Origin of the sequence: Bacillus sp. 0102A, assembly GCF_036765155.1 — a bacterium.
Classification (GTDB): Bacteria; Bacillota; Bacilli; order Bacillales; family Bacillaceae; genus Bacillus; species Bacillus subtilis_G.
In genome coordinates this window covers 184,081-201,234 of record NZ_JBAIZW010000004.1, presented here as the reverse complement: position 1 = coordinate 201,234, position 17,154 = coordinate 184,081, and the positions used below count along the sequence as shown (strand labels likewise).

General features: G+C 45.0%; 16 protein-coding genes. 13 read left to right on the top strand and 3 right to left on the bottom strand.

Features of this window, described 5'->3' with window-relative positions; genetic code table 11:
* Nucleotides 1–120: 120 nt before the first annotated feature.
* From V6D41_RS11560 to V6D41_RS11535, 6 genes are all read left to right on the top strand, one after another.
* Entirely contained in the window at nt 121–2,265 is a 2,145-nt protein-coding gene (locus tag V6D41_RS11560; RefSeq protein ID WP_333518294.1) for a transglycosylase domain-containing protein, read from the top strand.
* Nucleotides 2,266–2,385: 120 nt separating this feature from the next.
* On the top strand, nt 2,386–3,447 hold the full coding sequence (hemE, locus tag V6D41_RS11555; RefSeq protein ID WP_087991253.1) for a uroporphyrinogen decarboxylase: 1,062 nt from the start codon (nt 2,386–2,388) through the stop codon (nt 3,445–3,447).
* A gap of 72 nt (nt 3,448–3,519) precedes the next feature.
* Nucleotides 3,520–4,452: a ferrochelatase gene (gene hemH, locus V6D41_RS11550; protein ID WP_333518293.1), complete on the top strand. Its 933-nt coding sequence runs from the start codon at nt 3,520–3,522 to the stop codon at nt 4,450–4,452.
* Between the two features lie 14 nt (nt 4,453–4,466).
* Nucleotides 4,467–5,879 carry a protoporphyrinogen oxidase gene (hemY, locus tag V6D41_RS11545; protein WP_333518292.1) on the top strand — a complete coding sequence of 471 codons (1,413 nt, stop codon included), beginning with the start codon at nt 4,467–4,469 and terminating at the stop codon, nt 5,877–5,879.
* Between the two features lie 145 nt (nt 5,880–6,024).
* Nucleotides 6,025–6,600 (top strand): TetR/AcrR family transcriptional regulator, encoded by a 576-nt coding sequence (locus tag V6D41_RS11540; RefSeq protein ID WP_148964175.1) that lies wholly within the window; start codon nt 6,025–6,027, stop codon nt 6,598–6,600.
* A 70-nt stretch (nt 6,601–6,670) separates the two neighbouring features.
* Entirely contained in the window at nt 6,671–8,998 is a 2,328-nt protein-coding gene (locus tag V6D41_RS11535) for a YhgE/Pip domain-containing protein (protein ID WP_333518291.1), read from the top strand.
* 41 nt (nt 8,999–9,039) lie between these two features.
* Here V6D41_RS11535 and fabHB read toward each other — a convergent pair whose 3' ends face one another.
* Nucleotides 9,040–10,017, bottom strand: a complete 978-nt coding sequence (gene fabHB / locus V6D41_RS11530) for a beta-ketoacyl-ACP synthase III FabHB (protein WP_087991258.1) — start codon at nt 10,015–10,017, stop codon at nt 9,040–9,042.
* Between the two features lie 129 nt (nt 10,018–10,146).
* On the opposite strand from fabHB, the gene V6D41_RS11525 reads away from it, so the two are divergent.
* The 4 genes from V6D41_RS11525 (at nt 10,147) to V6D41_RS11510 (ending at nt 12,790) form a co-directional block, all read left to right on the top strand.
* Nucleotides 10,147–10,923, top strand: coding sequence for a YhfC family intramembrane metalloprotease (locus V6D41_RS11525; RefSeq protein ID WP_087991259.1), 777 nt, complete (start codon nt 10,147–10,149; stop codon nt 10,921–10,923).
* A 36-nt stretch (nt 10,924–10,959) separates the two neighbouring features.
* Entirely contained in the window at nt 10,960–11,196 is a 237-nt protein-coding gene (locus V6D41_RS11520; RefSeq protein ID WP_176365276.1) for a hypothetical protein, read from the top strand.
* Nucleotides 11,197–11,330: 134 nt separating this feature from the next.
* Nucleotides 11,331–12,386: a M42 family metallopeptidase gene (locus V6D41_RS11515; protein ID WP_087991261.1), complete on the top strand. Its 1,056-nt coding sequence runs from the start codon at nt 11,331–11,333 to the stop codon at nt 12,384–12,386.
* Nucleotides 12,383–12,790 (top strand): ASCH domain-containing protein, encoded by a 408-nt coding sequence (locus tag V6D41_RS11510; RefSeq protein WP_087991262.1) that lies wholly within the window; start codon nt 12,383–12,385, stop codon nt 12,788–12,790. Before V6D41_RS11515 ends, V6D41_RS11510 begins: the two co-directional genes overlap by 4 nt.
* 37 nt (nt 12,791–12,827) lie before the next feature.
* Here V6D41_RS11510 and gltT read toward each other — a convergent pair whose 3' ends face one another.
* Both gltT and yhfH read right to left on the bottom strand, forming a co-directional pair.
* A complete protein-coding gene (gltT, locus tag V6D41_RS11505) occupies nt 12,828–14,117 on the bottom strand; it encodes a glutamate/proton symporter GltT (protein WP_087991263.1) in 1,290 nt (429 codons plus the stop codon).
* A gap of 266 nt (nt 14,118–14,383) precedes the next feature.
* Entirely contained in the window at nt 14,384–14,518 is a 135-nt protein-coding gene (gene yhfH / locus V6D41_RS11500; protein WP_032732181.1) for a protein YhfH, read from the bottom strand.
* Nucleotides 14,519–14,675: 157 nt separating this feature from the next.
* On the opposite strand from yhfH, the gene V6D41_RS11495 reads away from it, so the two are divergent.
* From V6D41_RS11495 to V6D41_RS11485, 3 genes are all read left to right on the top strand, one after another.
* A complete protein-coding gene (locus V6D41_RS11495) occupies nt 14,676–15,410 on the top strand; it encodes an MBL fold metallo-hydrolase (protein WP_333518290.1) in 735 nt (244 codons plus the stop codon).
* A 12-nt stretch (nt 15,411–15,422) separates the two neighbouring features.
* Nucleotides 15,423–16,418, top strand: a complete 996-nt coding sequence (gene lplJ, locus V6D41_RS11490) for a lipoate--protein ligase LplJ (RefSeq protein WP_333518289.1) — start codon at nt 15,423–15,425, stop codon at nt 16,416–16,418.
* Between the two features lie 64 nt (nt 16,419–16,482).
* The gene (locus V6D41_RS11485; RefSeq protein ID WP_333518288.1) at nt 16,483–17,127 is read left to right on the top strand and encodes an SDR family oxidoreductase; all 645 of its coding nucleotides are present in this window, start codon (nt 16,483–16,485) and stop codon (nt 17,125–17,127) included.
* Nucleotides 17,128–17,154: the final 27 nt, after the last annotated feature.

Genomic DNA, 17,154 nt, shown 5'->3' with positions numbered 1-17,154 from the left:
TCAGCCACCTCCTGCTTGCTAGTATATCAAAACAATGGTATAAGTTTCTATTGGCGAGTGCTTCAAACATAATTCCAAACAATTTTTCCCATACTACCTTTAGAAAGGCGAGGTGAGTTCATGTTTAAGGTGAAGAAAAAGAAACTATTTATACCCATCATTATTTTAGTGTTAACTGCTTTTCTCGCTTTAATAGGATATATTTCAATTATTTTTCTCGGGCATTATGTCATAGATGAAAAGAAGCTGATTCTTCATGCCTCTTCAAAAATTGTCGATCAAGACGGAGTGGAGGTTGCCAGCCTGTATACTGAAAATCGTGAGCCGGTCTCGATTAATGAGATTCCGGAGCGGGTCAGAGAAGCGTTTATCGCTGTTGAGGATAAAAGGTTCTATGAGCATCACGGCATTGATGCGAAATCTGTCGGAAGGGCGGTATACCGCGATATATTAGCAGGCGGAAAGGTGGAAGGCGGAAGCACGATCACCCAGCAGCTTGCCAAAAATATTTTTCTGACACACGACAAAACGTTTTTAAGAAAAACAAAAGAAGTGATCATTGCGATTAATCTTGAACGGGATTACAGCAAGGACAAGCTTCTGGAAATGTATTTGAACCAGCTTTACTTCGGGCATGGGGTCTACGGCATACAAGCGGCGTCCCACTATTATTTTAATAAGGAAGTAAAAGATTTAACTGTATCCGAAGGCGCGGTTTTGGCCGCTATTCCGAAGGCGCCTTCTACGTATTCTCCTGTTTTGCATCCTGATAAAAGTAAGGAACGGCGTGATACGATTCTCGGCATGATGAATGACCAAGGCTACATCAGTGCGAAAGAGGCTGTCAGCGCGCAGGGGAGGACGCTTGGTCTGAACGTGAAGAAACAGTCGGAAACACCTTGGTTTGACAGCTATATTGATCTTGTGATTGAAGAGGCGGAAGACAAGTACTCGATTTCCGGAGAGCAGCTTCTTCAAGGCGGATACACGATCAAGGTTCCGCTTGATTCGAAGCTTCAGAAGACGGCTTATCAGGTGATGAAGCAGGGAAGCTACTATCCCGGAACAGACCAGAATGCTGAAGGAAGCGCCGTCTTTATCAATAACAAGACAGGCGGTGTGGAAGCGGCGATCGGCGGAAGAGAATACACATCCAAAGGATACAACCGCGTCACAGCTGCCCGCCAGCCGGGTTCCACATTGAAGCCGCTTGCGGTATACGGGCCGGCGATGCAGGAAAAGAAATTTAAACCATATTCTCTATTGAAGGATGAGCTGCAATCCTACGGAGATTATACACCGAAAAACTATGACAGCCAGTATGAGGGCGAAGTGACCATGTCTGACGCCATTACGTACAGCAAAAACGCACCGGCTGTCTGGACGCTGAATGAGATCGGCGTCGAAACAGGAAAATCTTATTTGAAAGCAAACGGCATCGATATCCCTGATGAAGGCCTTGCCCTCGCTCTCGGCGGTTTGGAAAAAGGCGTTTCCCCGCTCCGGCTTGCAGGCGCGTTTCATACGTTTGCCGCGAATGGAATGTATACTGAACCGTTCTTTATTTCCAGCATAGAGGATGAAGACGGAGAAACAATAGCTGGCCATAAAGAAGAAGGAAAGCGGGTATTCAGCAAGCAGACGTCTTGGAATATGACGAGAATGCTGCAGCAGGTGGTCAAAAAGGGAACGGCCGCGTCAGGAACTTATCACGGCGACCTGGCGGGAAAAACCGGCTCTACTTCTTATACAGGCGTCTCCGGCGCGACAAAGGATGCTTGGTTTGCCGGCTATACGCCGAAAATAACCGGGGCTGTCTGGATGGGCTATGATAAAACAGACCAAAACCATTATTTAAAGGGCGGCAGCGCGTATTCGACGAGGATGTTTAAAGATATTTTGACACAGGCTGGAGAAACCGGTGATGTGTTTACGAAGCCTAAAAACGTCAAAGAACTGGAAAGCCCGATTAAGCTGGAGCCGGTCAAAACGCTGGCAGCAGATTACACATTTAAAGCAGCGGGGCTGTTTACCATTGAATTAAAATGGGATGCTCAAGAGGATGATCGGACCGTATACAGAATTTATGTAAATAAGGATGGCAAGGAGACGCTTCTTGATTCAGTCGAAGGAAAGGGCAGCTATGAAATCTCTTATGCCAACTTGTTTTCAGGCGCTTCTTATAAAGTTGTGCCTTATAATACACAGACAAAAAGAGAAGGGGAAGGAACCGATTACGTTCAGCCGAAATTGTTTTCCTCTTAATGGAATTCGGCGATTTTTTGAACATTGAGCCTCATTTCTATACCATTTGCCCAAAACGAGGTATAGTGTAATGGTCAAGAAACACGAACGTATGGTTGCAGTATGAAAGGTGGAAATCAGATGAGTAAACAAGAAACGTTTAACGAGACGTTTTTAAAAGCTGCACGGGGAGAAAAAGCGGATCACACGCCTGTATGGTACATGAGACAAGCTGGGCGCTCACAGCCGGAATACCGTAAGCTGAAGGAAAAGTACGGATTGTTCGAGATTACCCATCAGCCCGAACTATGTGCGTATGTCACAAGACTTCCGGTTGAGCAATACGGAGTCGATGCTGCAATCCTTTATAAAGATATCATGACTCCGCTGCCTTCAATCGGAGTGGATGTTGAAATCAAAAACGGGATCGGGCCTGTGATTGATCAGCCGATCCGGTCTCTGGCGGACATTGAAAAACTCGGACAGATTGATCCGGAACAGGACGTGCCGTACGTGCTAGAGACGATTAAACTGCTTGTCAATGAGCAGCTCAACGTCCCGCTCATCGGTTTCTCAGGTGCGCCTTTTACGCTTGCCAGCTACATGATCGAAGGCGGTCCTTCGAAAAACTACAATAAAACAAAAGCCTTCATGTACAGCATGCCGGATGCATGGGACCTTTTGATGCATAAGCTTGCCGACATGATTATCGTATACGTAAAAGCGCAAATTAAAGCAGGCGCAAAAGCGATTCAAATCTTTGATTCGTGGGTCGGCGCGCTGAATCAAGCGGACTACAGAACATACATCAAACCCGTGATGAACCGGATTTTTACAGAGCTTGCACAGGAGGATGTGCCGCTGATCATGTTTGGTGTCGGCGCAAGCCATCTGGCAGGTGATTGGCATGACCTTCCCCTCGATGTTGTCGGGCTCGATTGGAGACTCGGCATTGAGGAGGCCAGATCAAAAGGCATCGCCAAAACAGTGCAGGGCAATCTGGACCCGTCCATTTTGCTGGCGCCTTGGGAAGTCATTGAGAAAAAAACGGCGGACATACTGGATCAGGGCCTGAAATCGGACGGTTTCATTTTTAACCTTGGACATGGGGTATTTCCTGACGTCAGTCCTGAGGTTTTGAAAAAACTGACAGCATTTGTCCATAAATATTCACAAAACAAAAAAACGGGTCAATATTCCTAAGCGTATCTTTTGGTATCATGATGATATACCTGTCAAAATATTTGTATCAGATCATTAAAGAGGGTGTAAACAGTGAGTAGAAAGAAAATGGGGCTTCTCGTTATGGCGTACGGCACGCCTTATAAAGAAGAAGATATCGAACGTTATTATACACATATCAGAAGAGGCAGAAAGCCTGAACCTGAAATGCTTCAAGATTTAAAAGACAGATACGAAGCAATTGGCGGCATTTCACCGCTTGCCAAAATCACAGAAGATCAGGCGCACAAGCTTGAACAGCACTTAAATGACATTCAGGACAAGATTACATTTAAAGCGTATATCGGTCTGAAGCACATCGAGCCGTTTATTGAAGACGCTGTGGCAGAGATGCATAAGGACGGCATCACAGAAGCAGTCAGCATCGTGCTGGCACCGCATTTCTCCACATTCAGCGTGCAGTCCTACAACAAACGTGCCAAAGAAGAGGCTGAAAAACTTGGCGGCTTAACGATTACGTCTGTTGAAAGCTGGTACGATGAACCGAAGTTCGTGAAATACTGGGTTGACCGAGTGAAGGAAACATATGCCTCAATGCCGGAGGATGAAAGAGAAAAGGCGATGCTCATCGTATCCGCCCACAGTCTGCCGGAAAAAATCAAAGAATTTGGAGACCCGTACCCGGACCAGCTTCATGAATCGGCGAAATTGATTGCTGAAGGCGCAGGCGTTTCCGAATATGCTGTCGGCTGGCAAAGCGAAGGGAACACGCCTGATCCTTGGCTCGGACCCGATGTACAGGATTTAACACGTGATTTATTCGAACAAAAAGGCTATCAGGCATTTGTATATGTCCCTGTCGGATTTGTAGCGGATCATTTAGAAGTGCTTTACGATAATGATTATGAATGCAAAGTGGTCACTGACGATATCGGCGCAAGCTACTACCGCCCGGAAATGCCGAATGCAAAGCCGGAATTTATTGATGCATTAGCAACAGTTGTATTAAAAAAATTAGGACGTTAAAGAAGGCGATGAACATGAGTGACGGCAAAAAACATGTAGTCATCATCGGCGGCGGCATTACCGGTTTAGCCGCCGCCTTCTATATGGAAAAAGAAATCAAAGAAAAAGATCTGCCGCTTGAGCTGACGCTTGTTGAGGCAAGTCCGAGAGTCGGCGGGAAAATCCAAACTGTCAAGAAAGACGGCTATATCATCGAAAGAGGGCCTGATTCATTTTTGGAGCGGAAGAAAAGCGCTCCGGAGCTTGTCAAAGACTTAGGCCTTGAACATTTACTTGTCAACAATGCGACAGGACAATCCTATGTGCTTGTAAACCGCACCCTGCATCCAATGCCGAAGGGCGCCGTAATGGGGATACCGACAAAAATCGCGCCGTTCGTTTCAACCGGTCTGTTTTCTCTGTCTGGGAAGGCAAGAGCCGCTATGGATTTCATCCTGCCTGCAAGCAAATCAAAAGACGACCAGTCATTGGGAGAATTTTTCCGCAGACGTGTCGGAGATGAAGTGGTTGAGAATTTAATCGAGCCGCTTCTATCAGGCATCTACGCTGGCGACATTGACAAGCTCAGTCTAATGTCGACTTTTCCGCAGTTTTACCAGACGGAACAAAAGCACAGAAGTTTAATTCTCGGCATGAAAAAAACAAGGCCTCAAGGCGCCGGCCAGCAGGTGACGGCTAAAAAGCAAGGGCAGTTCCAGACCCTGTCAACCGGTTTGCAGACTCTTGTCGAAGAGATCGAAAAGCAATTAAAGCTGACGAAGATATACAAAGGCACAAAAGTGACCAAGATCAGCCGCGGCGGCGCTGGCTACTCACTCGAGCTGGATAACGGCGTCACACTTGGTGCTGATTCAGTGATTGTGACTGCTCCGCATAAAGCGGCTGCGGGAATGCTTTCAGAGCTTCCTGCCATTTCTCATTTGAAAAATATGCACTCCACATCCGTGGCAAATGTCGCCTTGGGCTTCCCTGAAGGCGCCGTCCAAATGGAGCATGAGGGCACGGGCTTTGTGATCTCAAGAAACAGTGATTTCGCGATCACAGCCTGTACGTGGACGAACAAAAAATGGCCGCACGCAGCGCCGGAAGGGAAAACGCTGCTTCGGGCATATGTCGGAAAAGCCGGAGACGAATCGATTGTCGATCTCTCAGATAACGACATTATCAATATTGTGTTAGAAGACTTAAAGAAAGTCATGAACATAAACGGGGAGCCGGAAATGGCATGTGTCACCCGCTGGCATGAAAGCATGCCGCAGTACCATGTCGGCCATAAGCAGCGCATCAAAGAGCTGCGAGAAGCACTGGCCTCCGCGTATCCGGGTGTCTACATGACAGGCGCTTCTTTTGAAGGTGTCGGAATTCCCGACTGCATCGATCAAGGAAAAGCAGCCGTGTCTGACGCGCTTACCTATTTATTCAGCTGAAAACCTCCGCTATGGCGGAGGTTTTTTGGTTGGTAATAGCAATACTGTGTAAAAAAATGATTGAATTGATCAGCGGGTTATGATACATTTGCATATGTACTTAATGACTAAAATGTTCAAACGGTCAGTTTTGAGGTGATATACAATGTCAATAGATCGAAAAAAGCTCATTTTGGAGGCTGCCACAAAGTCTTTCACGCAGTTTGGGTATAAAGCGACGACAATGGAACTTGTGGCAAAGCTTGCGAACGTGGGGAAGGGAACCATTTATACTTTTTTCAAAAACAAAGAAGAGCTGTTTGACGAGATTTTCACTACTTTATTGAAGGAAATGAAGCAGAAAGCGGACGAAGCGATGGAGCCGAACCTTCCGTTCCATGAAAATGTGCACAGAGCGCTGTTTGCCATTCTCGAGTTCAGGAAAACACATCAGCTGACGATTAAGATTTTCCAAGAAAATGCTGAAATTGGTACAATGGCCGTTCAGGACGTCATCCAAAAAATGGAGCGTGGTCTTCTATCTTATATGAAAGATAAGATTGAGGACGGAATCGAAAGCGGCGCAATCAAGCCGTGCGACCCTGAGCTGACAGCTTTCGTGATGCTGAAGCTTTATATCGCACTCATTTTTGATTGGGAAAAACAGCATCCCCCGCTTGATAAACAGACAATTGCGGAACTGCTTGAATTGTATGTTGTCAAAGGATTGTCAGCCAACTAGATAATCCTTTCTTTTTGCAAGAAAATGACCATTTTTCATGATGAGTCAGTTTTAGAATGGAGGCATCAGGATGAACACAATACGAAGTCAGTGGAAAGACATCGTAACGAGTAAAACATTATTAATTCCCATCATTGCCATTTTGTTTGTCCCGCTTATTTACAGCGGCGTGTTCTTAAAGGCTTATTGGGACCCATACGGCACAGTTGACCAGCTCCCAGTCGTTGTCGTCAACCAAGACAAAGGAGCAACCTATGAAGGAGAAAAACTCCAAATCGGTGATGATCTGGTCAAAGAATTAAAGGATAATAACAACTTTGATTGGCATTTTTCCAGTGATCTTGACCAATCGTTAAAGGACTTATTAAATCAAAAATACTATTTGGTTGTCGAGATTCCCGAGGATTTTTCTAAGAATGCCAGCACGGTATTGGACAAAAATCCGAAAAAGCTGGATCTGAAATACCATACAAATGCCGGATCCAACTATGTAGGGGCAACGATCGGTGAAAAAGCGATCGATAAACTGAAAGCCTCTGTTTCTAAAGAAGTGACCGAGCAATATACGAAAGTCATTTTTGATAACTTTAAAGATATCGCCAAGGGTTTGAGCGACGCGAGCAGCGGCGCGAAAAAAATTGATGACGGCACAAAGGATGCGAAAAACGGAAGCGCCCAGCTGAAAGAAAATTTGGAGAAGCTGAAGGAAAGCACCGCCACCATCAGTGACAAAACGGCGCAGCTTGCAGATGGAGCGGCAAAGGTAACAAGCGGCATCCAATCGCTAGACAGTTCGCTCGGAAAATTCCAGGACAGCAGCAATACGATTTATGATAAATCTAGTCAGCTTGCAGCAGGATCAGGCAAGATAACGGGCAAACTGAATGAACTGAATGCCGGCCTTCAAAAGGTGCAGCAGGGCTTGCCTAATCTCACAAACGGACTGGATCAGCTCAACAGTAAAGCCCAAGAAGGTTCTGAGAAAGCAGCAAAAGCGGAAAAGCTCATCAATGCGCTCGATTTAACGAAGCTTGAAACAGCTGTCAACAACCTGGAAAAGTCAGAAACAGCGATGAAGGAATTAAAAAAACAGTTGACTGACTTTGAAAACAGCTTGAAAAACCGTGATCAGGCATTTAAAAATCTCATCAATTCGAGTGACTTCTTAACTGCGGAGCAAAAAAGCCAGCTGATCAATTCTGTTGAAAAGAAGCTTCCGCAAGTTGATGCGCCTGATTTTGATCAAATGTTAAGCCAGCTTCCTGCTGCTGATCAGCTGCCTGACATTGCAACGATAAAAAGCTCATTGGAAGATGTGAAAGCAGAGGTTGCACAGGTGAAGGCATTACCGGAAGCTACCTCTAAGCTTTATAACGGCGCAAAAGCCACTCAAGATGCGATTGACAAATTAACTGCTGGATCTGAGAAGATATACAATGCTTCACAGCAGCTGACAGATGGCCAAAATAAATTGACAGCCGGTATCGGTGAATATAATAAGCAGTTCGCAAAAGCAAAAGCAGGCTCAGAGCAATTGGTGACAGGAAGCAGCCAAGTATCCGGCGGTTTGCTGAAACTGTTAGACGGGTCTAAACAAGTCCAAAGCGGATCATCAAAACTTGCAGATGGATCTGAATCACTTGATACAGGTTTAGGCAAGCTATTGGACGGCACAGGAGAGCTGTCTAGTAAGCTGAAGGACGCGGCAGATCAAACAGGAGATATCGATGCTGACGATCAAACATACGGCATGTTTGCCGATCCTGTTAAAACGAATGATGACGCCATTCATTCCGTTCCTAACTATGGAACAGGGCTCACACCTTATATCCTGTCAATGGGCTTGTATGTCGGCGGCATCATGCTGACGGTTGTCTTCCCGCTGAAGGAAGCGTCAGGACGTCCGAGAAACGGTTTTGAGTGGTTCTTCAGCAAATTCAACGTTATGATGCTCGTTGGAATCATTCAATCACTGATAGTGGCAACGGTTCTTCTGCTGGGAATCGGCCTCGAGGTTGAGAGCACGTGGAGATTTTACGTGTTCACGATCATTACGAGTCTTGCTTTCCTGGCGATGATTCAATTTTTGGCCACAACGATGGGCAATCCGGGACGGTTTATCGCAGTGATTATTTTAGTGCTGCAGCTGGGAGCGAGCGGAGGAACATTCCCGCTGGAATTGCTTCCGAATTTCTATCAAGTCATCCACGGCGCATTGCCGATGACCTACAGCATTAACGGATTCAGAGCGGTCATTTCAAACGGCGATTTTGGCTACATGTGGCAGATGGCCGGCGTCTTAATTGGCATCGCCCTCTTTATGATATTGCTGAGCATTACTTACTTTATGATGCTAAGCCGGAAGGAAGAAACATCGGAAGAACAGCCGGCTTCATAATGAAAAAGAACTTGTTTCCTTCGAAACAAGTTCTTTTTTTGTTACATACCCCATTTAACAAGTAATCCTGTATAGGTTAATCCGCCGCCAAACCCAAACAGCATCACGGTTTGATCTTTTCTCAGCTTCCCGGCTTTGACTGCGAGATCAAGTGCCAAAACAATCGAAACAGAAGACGTGTTTCCATAATATTCGACACTGGTGAGCGTTTTTTCAATCGGGAACGGTGTTTTTTCACATATCGATTCGATCATGCGCAAGTTGGCGCTGTGAGGGACAAACCAATCGAGCTCGCCGCTTGTCAGCCCTGCCTGTTGCAAAAGGCGTTCAAATTCGCGGGGGACGGTTCTCACTGCCCATTTATACACTTCACGGCCATTTTGAACCATTTTACCGGAATCAGCAAGGGGAACCCCATTTAGTTCATTTCGCAGCCCGGCACGGTACAATATATCTCCGCTGTTCCCGTTTGTTCCTTGGACAGACGCAAGAAATCCAGGCGTCTCTTCATCTCGTTCAACTAACAGCGCCCCCGCAGCGTCACCGAACAGCACGCATGTTGTTCGATCGGTATAATCCGTTACTTTTGACAATGTCTCTCCGGCGATGACGAGAATTTTTTGATGGAGACCGGATGTGATCAATCCATTAGCCAAATGAAGGCCGTATGTCAGCCCGGCACACGTCGCATTAATATCCAGAGCGCCTGTGTTTTCCCAGCCGAAATATTCCTGCACGCGGCATGCCGTACTCGGAAAGGCATAATCGGATGTTGTAGTGGCAACAAGAATCATATCGACATCATCAAGTGTCCCTCCATAACGGCTCTTGAGATCCTTTATCGCTTCGATGCATAAATCAGAGGTGAACTGCTGTTCATCCGCTATCCGGCGTTCTCTCATTCCTGTGCGCTGAACAATCCATTCATCAGACGTATCAACGATCTTTTCTAAATCAGCATTGGTTAAGCGTCTGCTCGGCGCATAGGTGCCGATAGCTGTAATTTTCGCTTTTGACATATGAATCACTCCTTGTGATCAGATTATAACACTAGATATTAGTATCTGGTACTAAAAAAGAGGATTTTTCGCAAAAAAAGAGAAAATGTGAAATAGAGAATCTATGAAAAAGAAAAAGGAGGCTGAAAAATGGTCAGTCAAGGAGCGGTAGTCTTTATGGCGCTATCAGGGGCTATTGCGTTTTTATTGCCAATCGGGCTGATTGTATGGTTTAAGCGTAAGTATGGCGCCTCGCTTAAGGTGTTCTTTATTGGCGCTCTCACGTTTTTTGTCTTTGCCCAGCTGTTGGAGGGCGGCGTTCATGTTTATGTGCTGCAAGTAAATGAAATGACGAAAGAAGCCATGCAGAATCCATTGTGGTATGGCATTTACGGCTGCTTGATGGCCGGGATTTTTGAGGAATGCGGAAGGTATATCATGATGCGGTTTTTTATGAAGCGCCATCATGCTTGGGCGGATGGACTGGCTTTTGGGGCAGGCCATGGCGGGCTTGAGGCTGTACTGATTACAGGCTTGTCCTCTATCTCACTTATTGTATACGCATTTGCGATCAATAGCGGAACATTTGAACAGCTTTTGATTAATGACGACATCAAACAGGCGCTTCTGCCGATTCAGGAACAGCTGCTGCATACGCCTCCGTATGAATGGCTGCTGGGCGGAATAGAAAGAATCAGTGCCATTGCTGTCCAAATCGGGCTGTCCCTGCTTGTCCTGTATGCGATTAAAAGCCGCCGGCCGCAGTTTCTGCTGTACTCTATCCTTTTACATGCGCTCTTTAATGTACCGGCGGTTTTATACCAAAAAAGAATAATAGAACATGCTGCTGTTGTTGAAATCGTTGTTGCTCTCATAGCGGCTGTATCAGTCTATTGGATTGTAAAAGCAAATAGGCTGTTTCAATAAAAAGTCCAAGCAGCAGTACAGCCCGCTTGGAAAAATGTGAATGGAAATATTCATGAAGCATGGGTCATCAGAATATTTCTGATTCAGTCTTTAGAAATGACAGCAACAGTGTCTGTGTTTTTTACAAGAGAAACAATGGTGTTTCTTTTTCTTCTTCTCGCAAGGGTCATGGCATTCTTTCTTTTTCTTGCAATGGAAATCTTTATCGAACCACTCGTCAAAGAACCAAAAATCATCGAACCAATCACGACAATGATGTTTCCGTTCATGTGAATGACGACAGCACATAGATATCCCTCCTATTCCCATGCTCTCTACAGCATATGAGAGACTGATAGGAAAAGATTGGACGGGTCCCTCGGGAAAAGAGTATATTTTAAATAGAAAAATAAAAGGAGGAATGTCCTATGTCGTCCGTACGTAAAACGATGGAGCTCATTAAAGAACTTGTATCAATCCCAAGCCCGACAGGAAATACATATGAGGTGATCAATTATATTGAAAGCCTTTTAAAAGAATGGAAGGTACAAACGGTTCGGAACCATAAGGGCGGCTTAATTGGCACCCTTCCCGGACGCGACACATCCCGGCATCGCATGCTGACGGCGCACGTTGATACGCTCGGCGCTATGGTGAAAGAAATTAAAGCTGACGGCCGGCTGAAAATCGATTTGATCGGCGGCTTCCGTTACAATTCGATTGAAGGGGAATATTGCCAAATTGAAACCGCATCGGGAAAAACGTATACAGGAACCATTTTAATGCATCAAACGTCCGTGCACGTATACAAAGACGCGGGAAAAGCTGAGCGGAATCAAGAGAATATGGAGATTCGCCTTGATGAACCTGTTCACTGCCGGAAAGATACGGAAGAGCTTGGCATTGGCGTCGGAGATTTTGTGTCGTTTGATCCCCGTGTCGAGATCACATCAAGCGGATTTATTAAATCACGCCACTTGGATGACAAAGCAAGCGTCGCCTTATTGCTGCGCTTAATACATCAAATTCAAACAGAAGAAATTGAACTTCCGTATACAACTCATTTTCTTATTTCGAATAATGAAGAAATCGGATACGGCGGGAACTCGAATGTTCCTCCTGAAACAGTTGAATATTTGGCGGTCGACATGGGGGCAATCGGTGACGGGCAGGCGACAGATGAATATACAGTATCCATCTGTGTGAAGGATGCAAGCGGGCCGTATCATTATCAGCTGAGAAAGCATTTAGTCCATTTAGCCGAGAAGCATCATATCGACTATAAGCTTGATATTTATCCATACTACGGGTCGGATGCGTCAGCAGCGATCAAATCCGGGCATGATATTGTTCATGGACTCATCGGGCCGGGAATTGACGCTTCGCATGCATTTGAACGCACTCATCAATCATCTCTTCGCCATACAGCCAAGCTTCTGTATTATTATGTACAGTCACCGATGGCAGAGGAGAAAGGCGAATGAACATTTATGAGATGAAAAGCACATTCGGCTGGGAGGGAGATGACGGCTTAGGGGAACAGCTGATTCAGCAAATCCTCGCCGGAGAAAAAACAGCCACGTGCGCCCCGAAATCTTTATATTCAAAAGATGAATTGAGTGAAGTGTATCAAACGGCGGGACAGCTTGTTACCGTTTATGATAAGCATGACAATCCGAGATGCAATATAAAAGTGACAGATGTGTTTGAAACGACCTTTGGAGCACCTGATATGAGGTTAGTCAAAGGAGAGGGCAATGGAGATCGAATTGAGAAATTTCAGGAAGACCATCGGATGGCATGGGCGGAACTGATCAAAAACGGTGAATTAGAGCTGAATGAGGATACAGTTTTGATGACAGAGCTGTTTGAGCTTGTTCATGACTAAAAAAAGCCTGCGGGGCAAGAACCCCGCAGGCTTTTCATTAACCGGAAATGGTTGCGTTTTGGTCTGCTTTGGCTTGGGACATGACAGTTTCTGCTTTCGCAGGATTAAACATGCCTTCCCATTTAGACATCACAACGGCAGCAAGCGCGTTACCAGTCAGGTTGACAACTGTACGTGCCATGTCCATGATGCGGTCTACGCCGGCAATAAAGGCAAGTCCTTCAGCCGGAACGCCGATCGTGCCAAGTGTCGCAAGCAAGACGACAAAAGAAGTACCAGGCACGGCAGCCATCCCTTTAGATGTGACCATTAGGACGAGCACAAGCGTAATTTGGTGCCAAATCGTCAAATCAATACCGTATACCTGTGCCAAAAACAGCGCGGCAATAGATTGATAGAGAACGGAACCGTCTAAGTTAAACGTATATCCGATTGGAATGACAAATGAAACAATGCCTTTCGGGCAACCGATTTTCTCCATTTTTTCCATGATGCGAGGAAGAACTGTTTCAGAGCTGGACGTACTGAACGCCAGTAAGATTTCGTCCTTCATGTAAGCAAGGAATTTGAAGATGTTGATGCCGGCAATTTTTGCGACAATTCCAAACACGACAATCAAGAAGAAAGCAAGTGCGACATACACCAATCCGACGAGCTTTCCGAGAGAAAGAAGAGAACCGAGTCCAAATTTAGACACAGTCACTCCGATAAGCGCGAAAACACCGAATGGAGCCACTTTCATCACGAGGTTTACAACGTGGAACATGGCATGGGACACACCTTCAAAAAAGGCTAATACAGGCTTGCCTCTTTCACCGATCGCAGAAATACCCAATGCAAATAGCACCGTAAAGCAGATGATGGCAAGAAGATCTCCTTCGACTAAGGATTGGAAGAAGTTTGTCGGCACAATATGTAGGAACGTATCAGCTACTGTTTTATTACTTTGCTCTTTTTCAGTTTCGACATATTGACTGATGTCTGATTTTTGAGCTTCGTGTATATTAACTCCTGTACCCGGATGGAAGATGTTTGCAAGTGCTAGTCCGAGAATGATGGCAAAAGTCGTAATGATCTCGAAGTACAGAATCGTTCTGAAGCCTAATTTACCGACTTGCTTTCCATTTCCTGCGCCGGCTACACCGATGATTAAGCTGGAGACAACAATAGGAATCACTATCATTTTGATTAAGCGTAAAAAGAGATCCCCGATTGGCTGCAGGTAAGCAGGCAATGCTGGGTTGCCGTACCAAATAACGCCAACAATAACACCTAGAATAAGTCCAACGAATATTTGTGTGGCTAATCCAAACTTTATTCTTTTCATAGATTACCTCCCAAAACAAAGTATCAACATATATCATGAATTGACATATATTTAATCTCACTATTAGATCAAATTATAATAGATAAGAAATGAATTCGTCTATAGTAAATTATATTTAGAAAATAAATAATATTGTAAAACACAATATAAATCACCAGAATTATCTAAAAACGGGTGAGCTTTGACCTAACCTGACTATTATTTAAATATATAGAAGTTAAACGAATAAAAAAATCTCACACTTTATGTGTGAGATTTTCGCCCCTTTACATATCATTTATTTTTATACAGTCGCTGCAAATATTTATATAACATTCATGCTGTTCATCTATCTTTTTTCCGCATTCTGCACACTTTTTCGGAGGCAGGTTTCTAAAAAAATCAGTCATTTTTTCTAGCATAACCAATCCCTCTTTCCCCTTTGTAGTGTCTTCATTGTAATATAACAGTTTTGAAAAATCAATAACTGTTTTGATACAATGTTTAAAACATGCTTTTTTTAAGAAAAATGGGTATATTGAAGGGGGATCAATTTTCTTGAGAAGATAGGAGGACATTATGAAAGTTACAGTTATCGGATGCTATGGCGGTTTTCCGGCCGCAAATGAAGCGACGTCGGGCTATTTGTTTCAGTCAGGTGATTACTCGTTGCTTGTCGATTGCGGCAGTGCAGTATTATCGAAGCTGTTTGGATATGTACCGGCGGAAAAGCTGAATGCGGTGATTCTGTCTCATTATCACCATGACCATATCGCAGATATCGGGCCGCTGCAATTTGCCAAGCAGGTCGGTTCGTTTCTCGGCAAAGGAGAGCATACGCTTCCGATTTACGGACATGATGCTGATCTAGAACAGTTTCAAAAGCTTACATATAAAACACATACGAAAGGAATTGCCTATCAGCCGGATCAGCCGCTGATTGCCGGTCCGTTTACGATCACCTTTTTAAAAACGATTCACCCGGTGACGTGCTATGCCATGCGGATTACTGATGGCAGCCATACTGTCGTTTATACGGCAGATTCCAGCTATCAGGATTCATTTATTCCGTTTTCGGAAAATGCCGATTTATTGATTTCAGAATGCAATTTTTATGCCGATCAAGACGGGACAAGCGCAGGCCATATGAACAGTCTGGAAGCCGGGCGAATTGCAAAAGAAGCGAAAGCGGGAGAGCTGCTGCTGACGCATTTGCCTCATTTCGGCGTTCATGACAATCTTCGCGAAGAAGCGAAAACCGTTTTTAACGGCGTAGTGAATATTGCAACATCAGGTTTTGTGTGGGAAGGATAAAGGAGGAGCACCATGTTATTTATCGACAATCAAAATATCAATGATCCGCGGATCAACCTTGCTATCGAGGAGTACTGTGTAAAGCATTTAGATCCTGAACAGCCGTATTTGCTCTTTTATGTGAATCAGCCGTCTATTATCATTGGCAAAAACCAAAATACAATAGAAGAAATCAATACAAAATATGTAGAGGAAAACGGGATTATCGTCGTCCGCCGTTTATCAGGGGGAGGCGCTGTGTATCATGACCTCGGGAATTTGAACTTCAGCTTTATTACAAAGGACGACGGGAACAGCTTTCATAACTTCAAAAAGTTTACTGAGCCGGTGATTCAGGCATTACATCAGCTCGGGGTTGAAGCGGAATTGAGCGGCCGGAACGACATTGTAGCGGGTGGCCGGAAAATATCCGGAAACGCCCAGTTTTCGACTAAAGGACGCATTTTCAGCCACGGCACCCTCATGTTTGATTCAGCCATTGATCATGTTGTGTCAGCATTAAAGGTGAAAAAGGATAAAATTGAATCAAAAGGCATCAAATCAATCAGAAGCCGCGTGGCAAACATCAGTGAGTTTATTGATGATAAAATGACCACGGAGGAATTCCGCAGCCATTTGCTTCGGCATATTTTCAACACAAATGACATTCAAAACGTGCCGGAGTATAAGCTGACAGAAAAAGATTGGGAGGTTATTCATCAAATTTCGAAAGAGCGCTATCAGAATTGGGATTGGAACTACGGCCGCTCACCGAAATTTAACCTTAATCATTCAAAACGTTATCCGATCGGGTCAATTGATTTACGCTTGGAAGTCAAGAAAGGCAAAATTGAGGACTGCAAAATCTTCGGAGATTTCTTCGGTGTCGGTGATGTATCTGAAATTGAAAACCTGCTGGTCGGAAAACAATATGAACGCAGCGCCATTGCAGATGCGCTGGAAGGTGTGAATCTCAAGCATTACTTTGGGAACATTACGAAAGAGGATTTCCTTGATCTGATTTATTAAGGCGAAACACATGGTTTGAAAGAGCGATTGTGTTTTTGAAATAATGGAGGCAGGAGGGATTCACATGAAAGTGTTGTTAATCGGAGCGAACGGACAAATCGGACAAAGACTCGTTTCCCTATTCCAAGATAACCCTAGCCATTCCGTCAGAGCGATGGTCAGAAAAGAAGAACAGAAAGCGTCTCTCGAAGCTGCCGGTGCAGAAGCTGTGCTTGCGAATCTGGAAGGCAGCCCGGATGAAATCGCCGCCGCGGCAAAAGGCTGCGACGCGATCATTTTCACAGCGGGTTCCGGCGGCAGCACTGGCCATGATAAAACGCTGCTGGTGGATCTGGACGGAGCGGCAAAAGCCATTGAAGCTGCGGATATCGCCGGCATCAAACGGTTTATTATGGTCAGTACCCTGCAAGCCCACAACCGTGAAAAATGGAATGAATCACTTAAACCTTATTATGTGGCCAAGCATTACGCTGATAAAATTCTCAAATCCAGCGGTTTAACTTATACAATTATCCGTCCGGCAGGCCTTCGCAATGAGCCTGGAACGGGAACTGTTTCAGCAGCCGCTGATCTGGAACGGGGATTCATTTCCCGTGATGACGTGGCGAAAACGGTCATTGCTTCTTTAGATGAAACCAATACGGAAAATCGGGCTTTTGATCTGACAGAAGGAGATACACCGATTGCCGAAGCATTAAAGAAACTATAACAGAACTGACACTCGGGGCTTTTTGCT

Coding starts and splice junctions, on each gene's coding strand:
- V6D41_RS11560 (WP_333518294.1), top strand. CDS start 121: ATGTTTAAGGTGAAGAAAAAGAAACTATTTATACCCATCATTATTTTA.
- hemE (WP_087991253.1), top strand. CDS start 2,386: ATGAGTAAACAAGAAACGTTTAACGAGACGTTTTTAAAAGCTGCACGG.
- hemY (WP_333518292.1), top strand. CDS start 4,467: ATGAGTGACGGCAAAAAACATGTAGTCATCATCGGCGGCGGCATTACC.
- V6D41_RS11540 (WP_148964175.1), top strand. CDS start 6,025: ATGTCAATAGATCGAAAAAAGCTCATTTTGGAGGCTGCCACAAAGTCT.
- V6D41_RS11535 (WP_333518291.1), top strand. CDS start 6,671: ATGAACACAATACGAAGTCAGTGGAAAGACATCGTAACGAGTAAAACA.
- fabHB (WP_087991258.1), bottom strand. CDS start 10,017: ATGTCAAAAGCGAAAATTACAGCTATCGGCACCTATGCGCCGAGCAGA.
- V6D41_RS11525 (WP_087991259.1), top strand. CDS start 10,147: ATGGTCAGTCAAGGAGCGGTAGTCTTTATGGCGCTATCAGGGGCTATT.
- V6D41_RS11515 (WP_087991261.1), top strand. CDS start 11,331: ATGTCGTCCGTACGTAAAACGATGGAGCTCATTAAAGAACTTGTATCA.
- V6D41_RS11510 (WP_087991262.1), top strand. CDS start 12,383: ATGAACATTTATGAGATGAAAAGCACATTCGGCTGGGAGGGAGATGAC.
- gltT (WP_087991263.1), bottom strand. CDS start 14,117: ATGAAAAGAATAAAGTTTGGATTAGCCACACAAATATTCGTTGGACTT.
- yhfH (WP_032732181.1), bottom strand. CDS start 14,518: ATGCTAGAAAAAATGACTGATTTTTTTAGAAACCTGCCTCCGAAAAAG.
- V6D41_RS11495 (WP_333518290.1), top strand. CDS start 14,676: ATGAAAGTTACAGTTATCGGATGCTATGGCGGTTTTCCGGCCGCAAAT.
- lplJ (WP_333518289.1), top strand. CDS start 15,423: ATGTTATTTATCGACAATCAAAATATCAATGATCCGCGGATCAACCTT.
- V6D41_RS11485 (WP_333518288.1), top strand. CDS start 16,483: ATGAAAGTGTTGTTAATCGGAGCGAACGGACAAATCGGACAAAGACTC.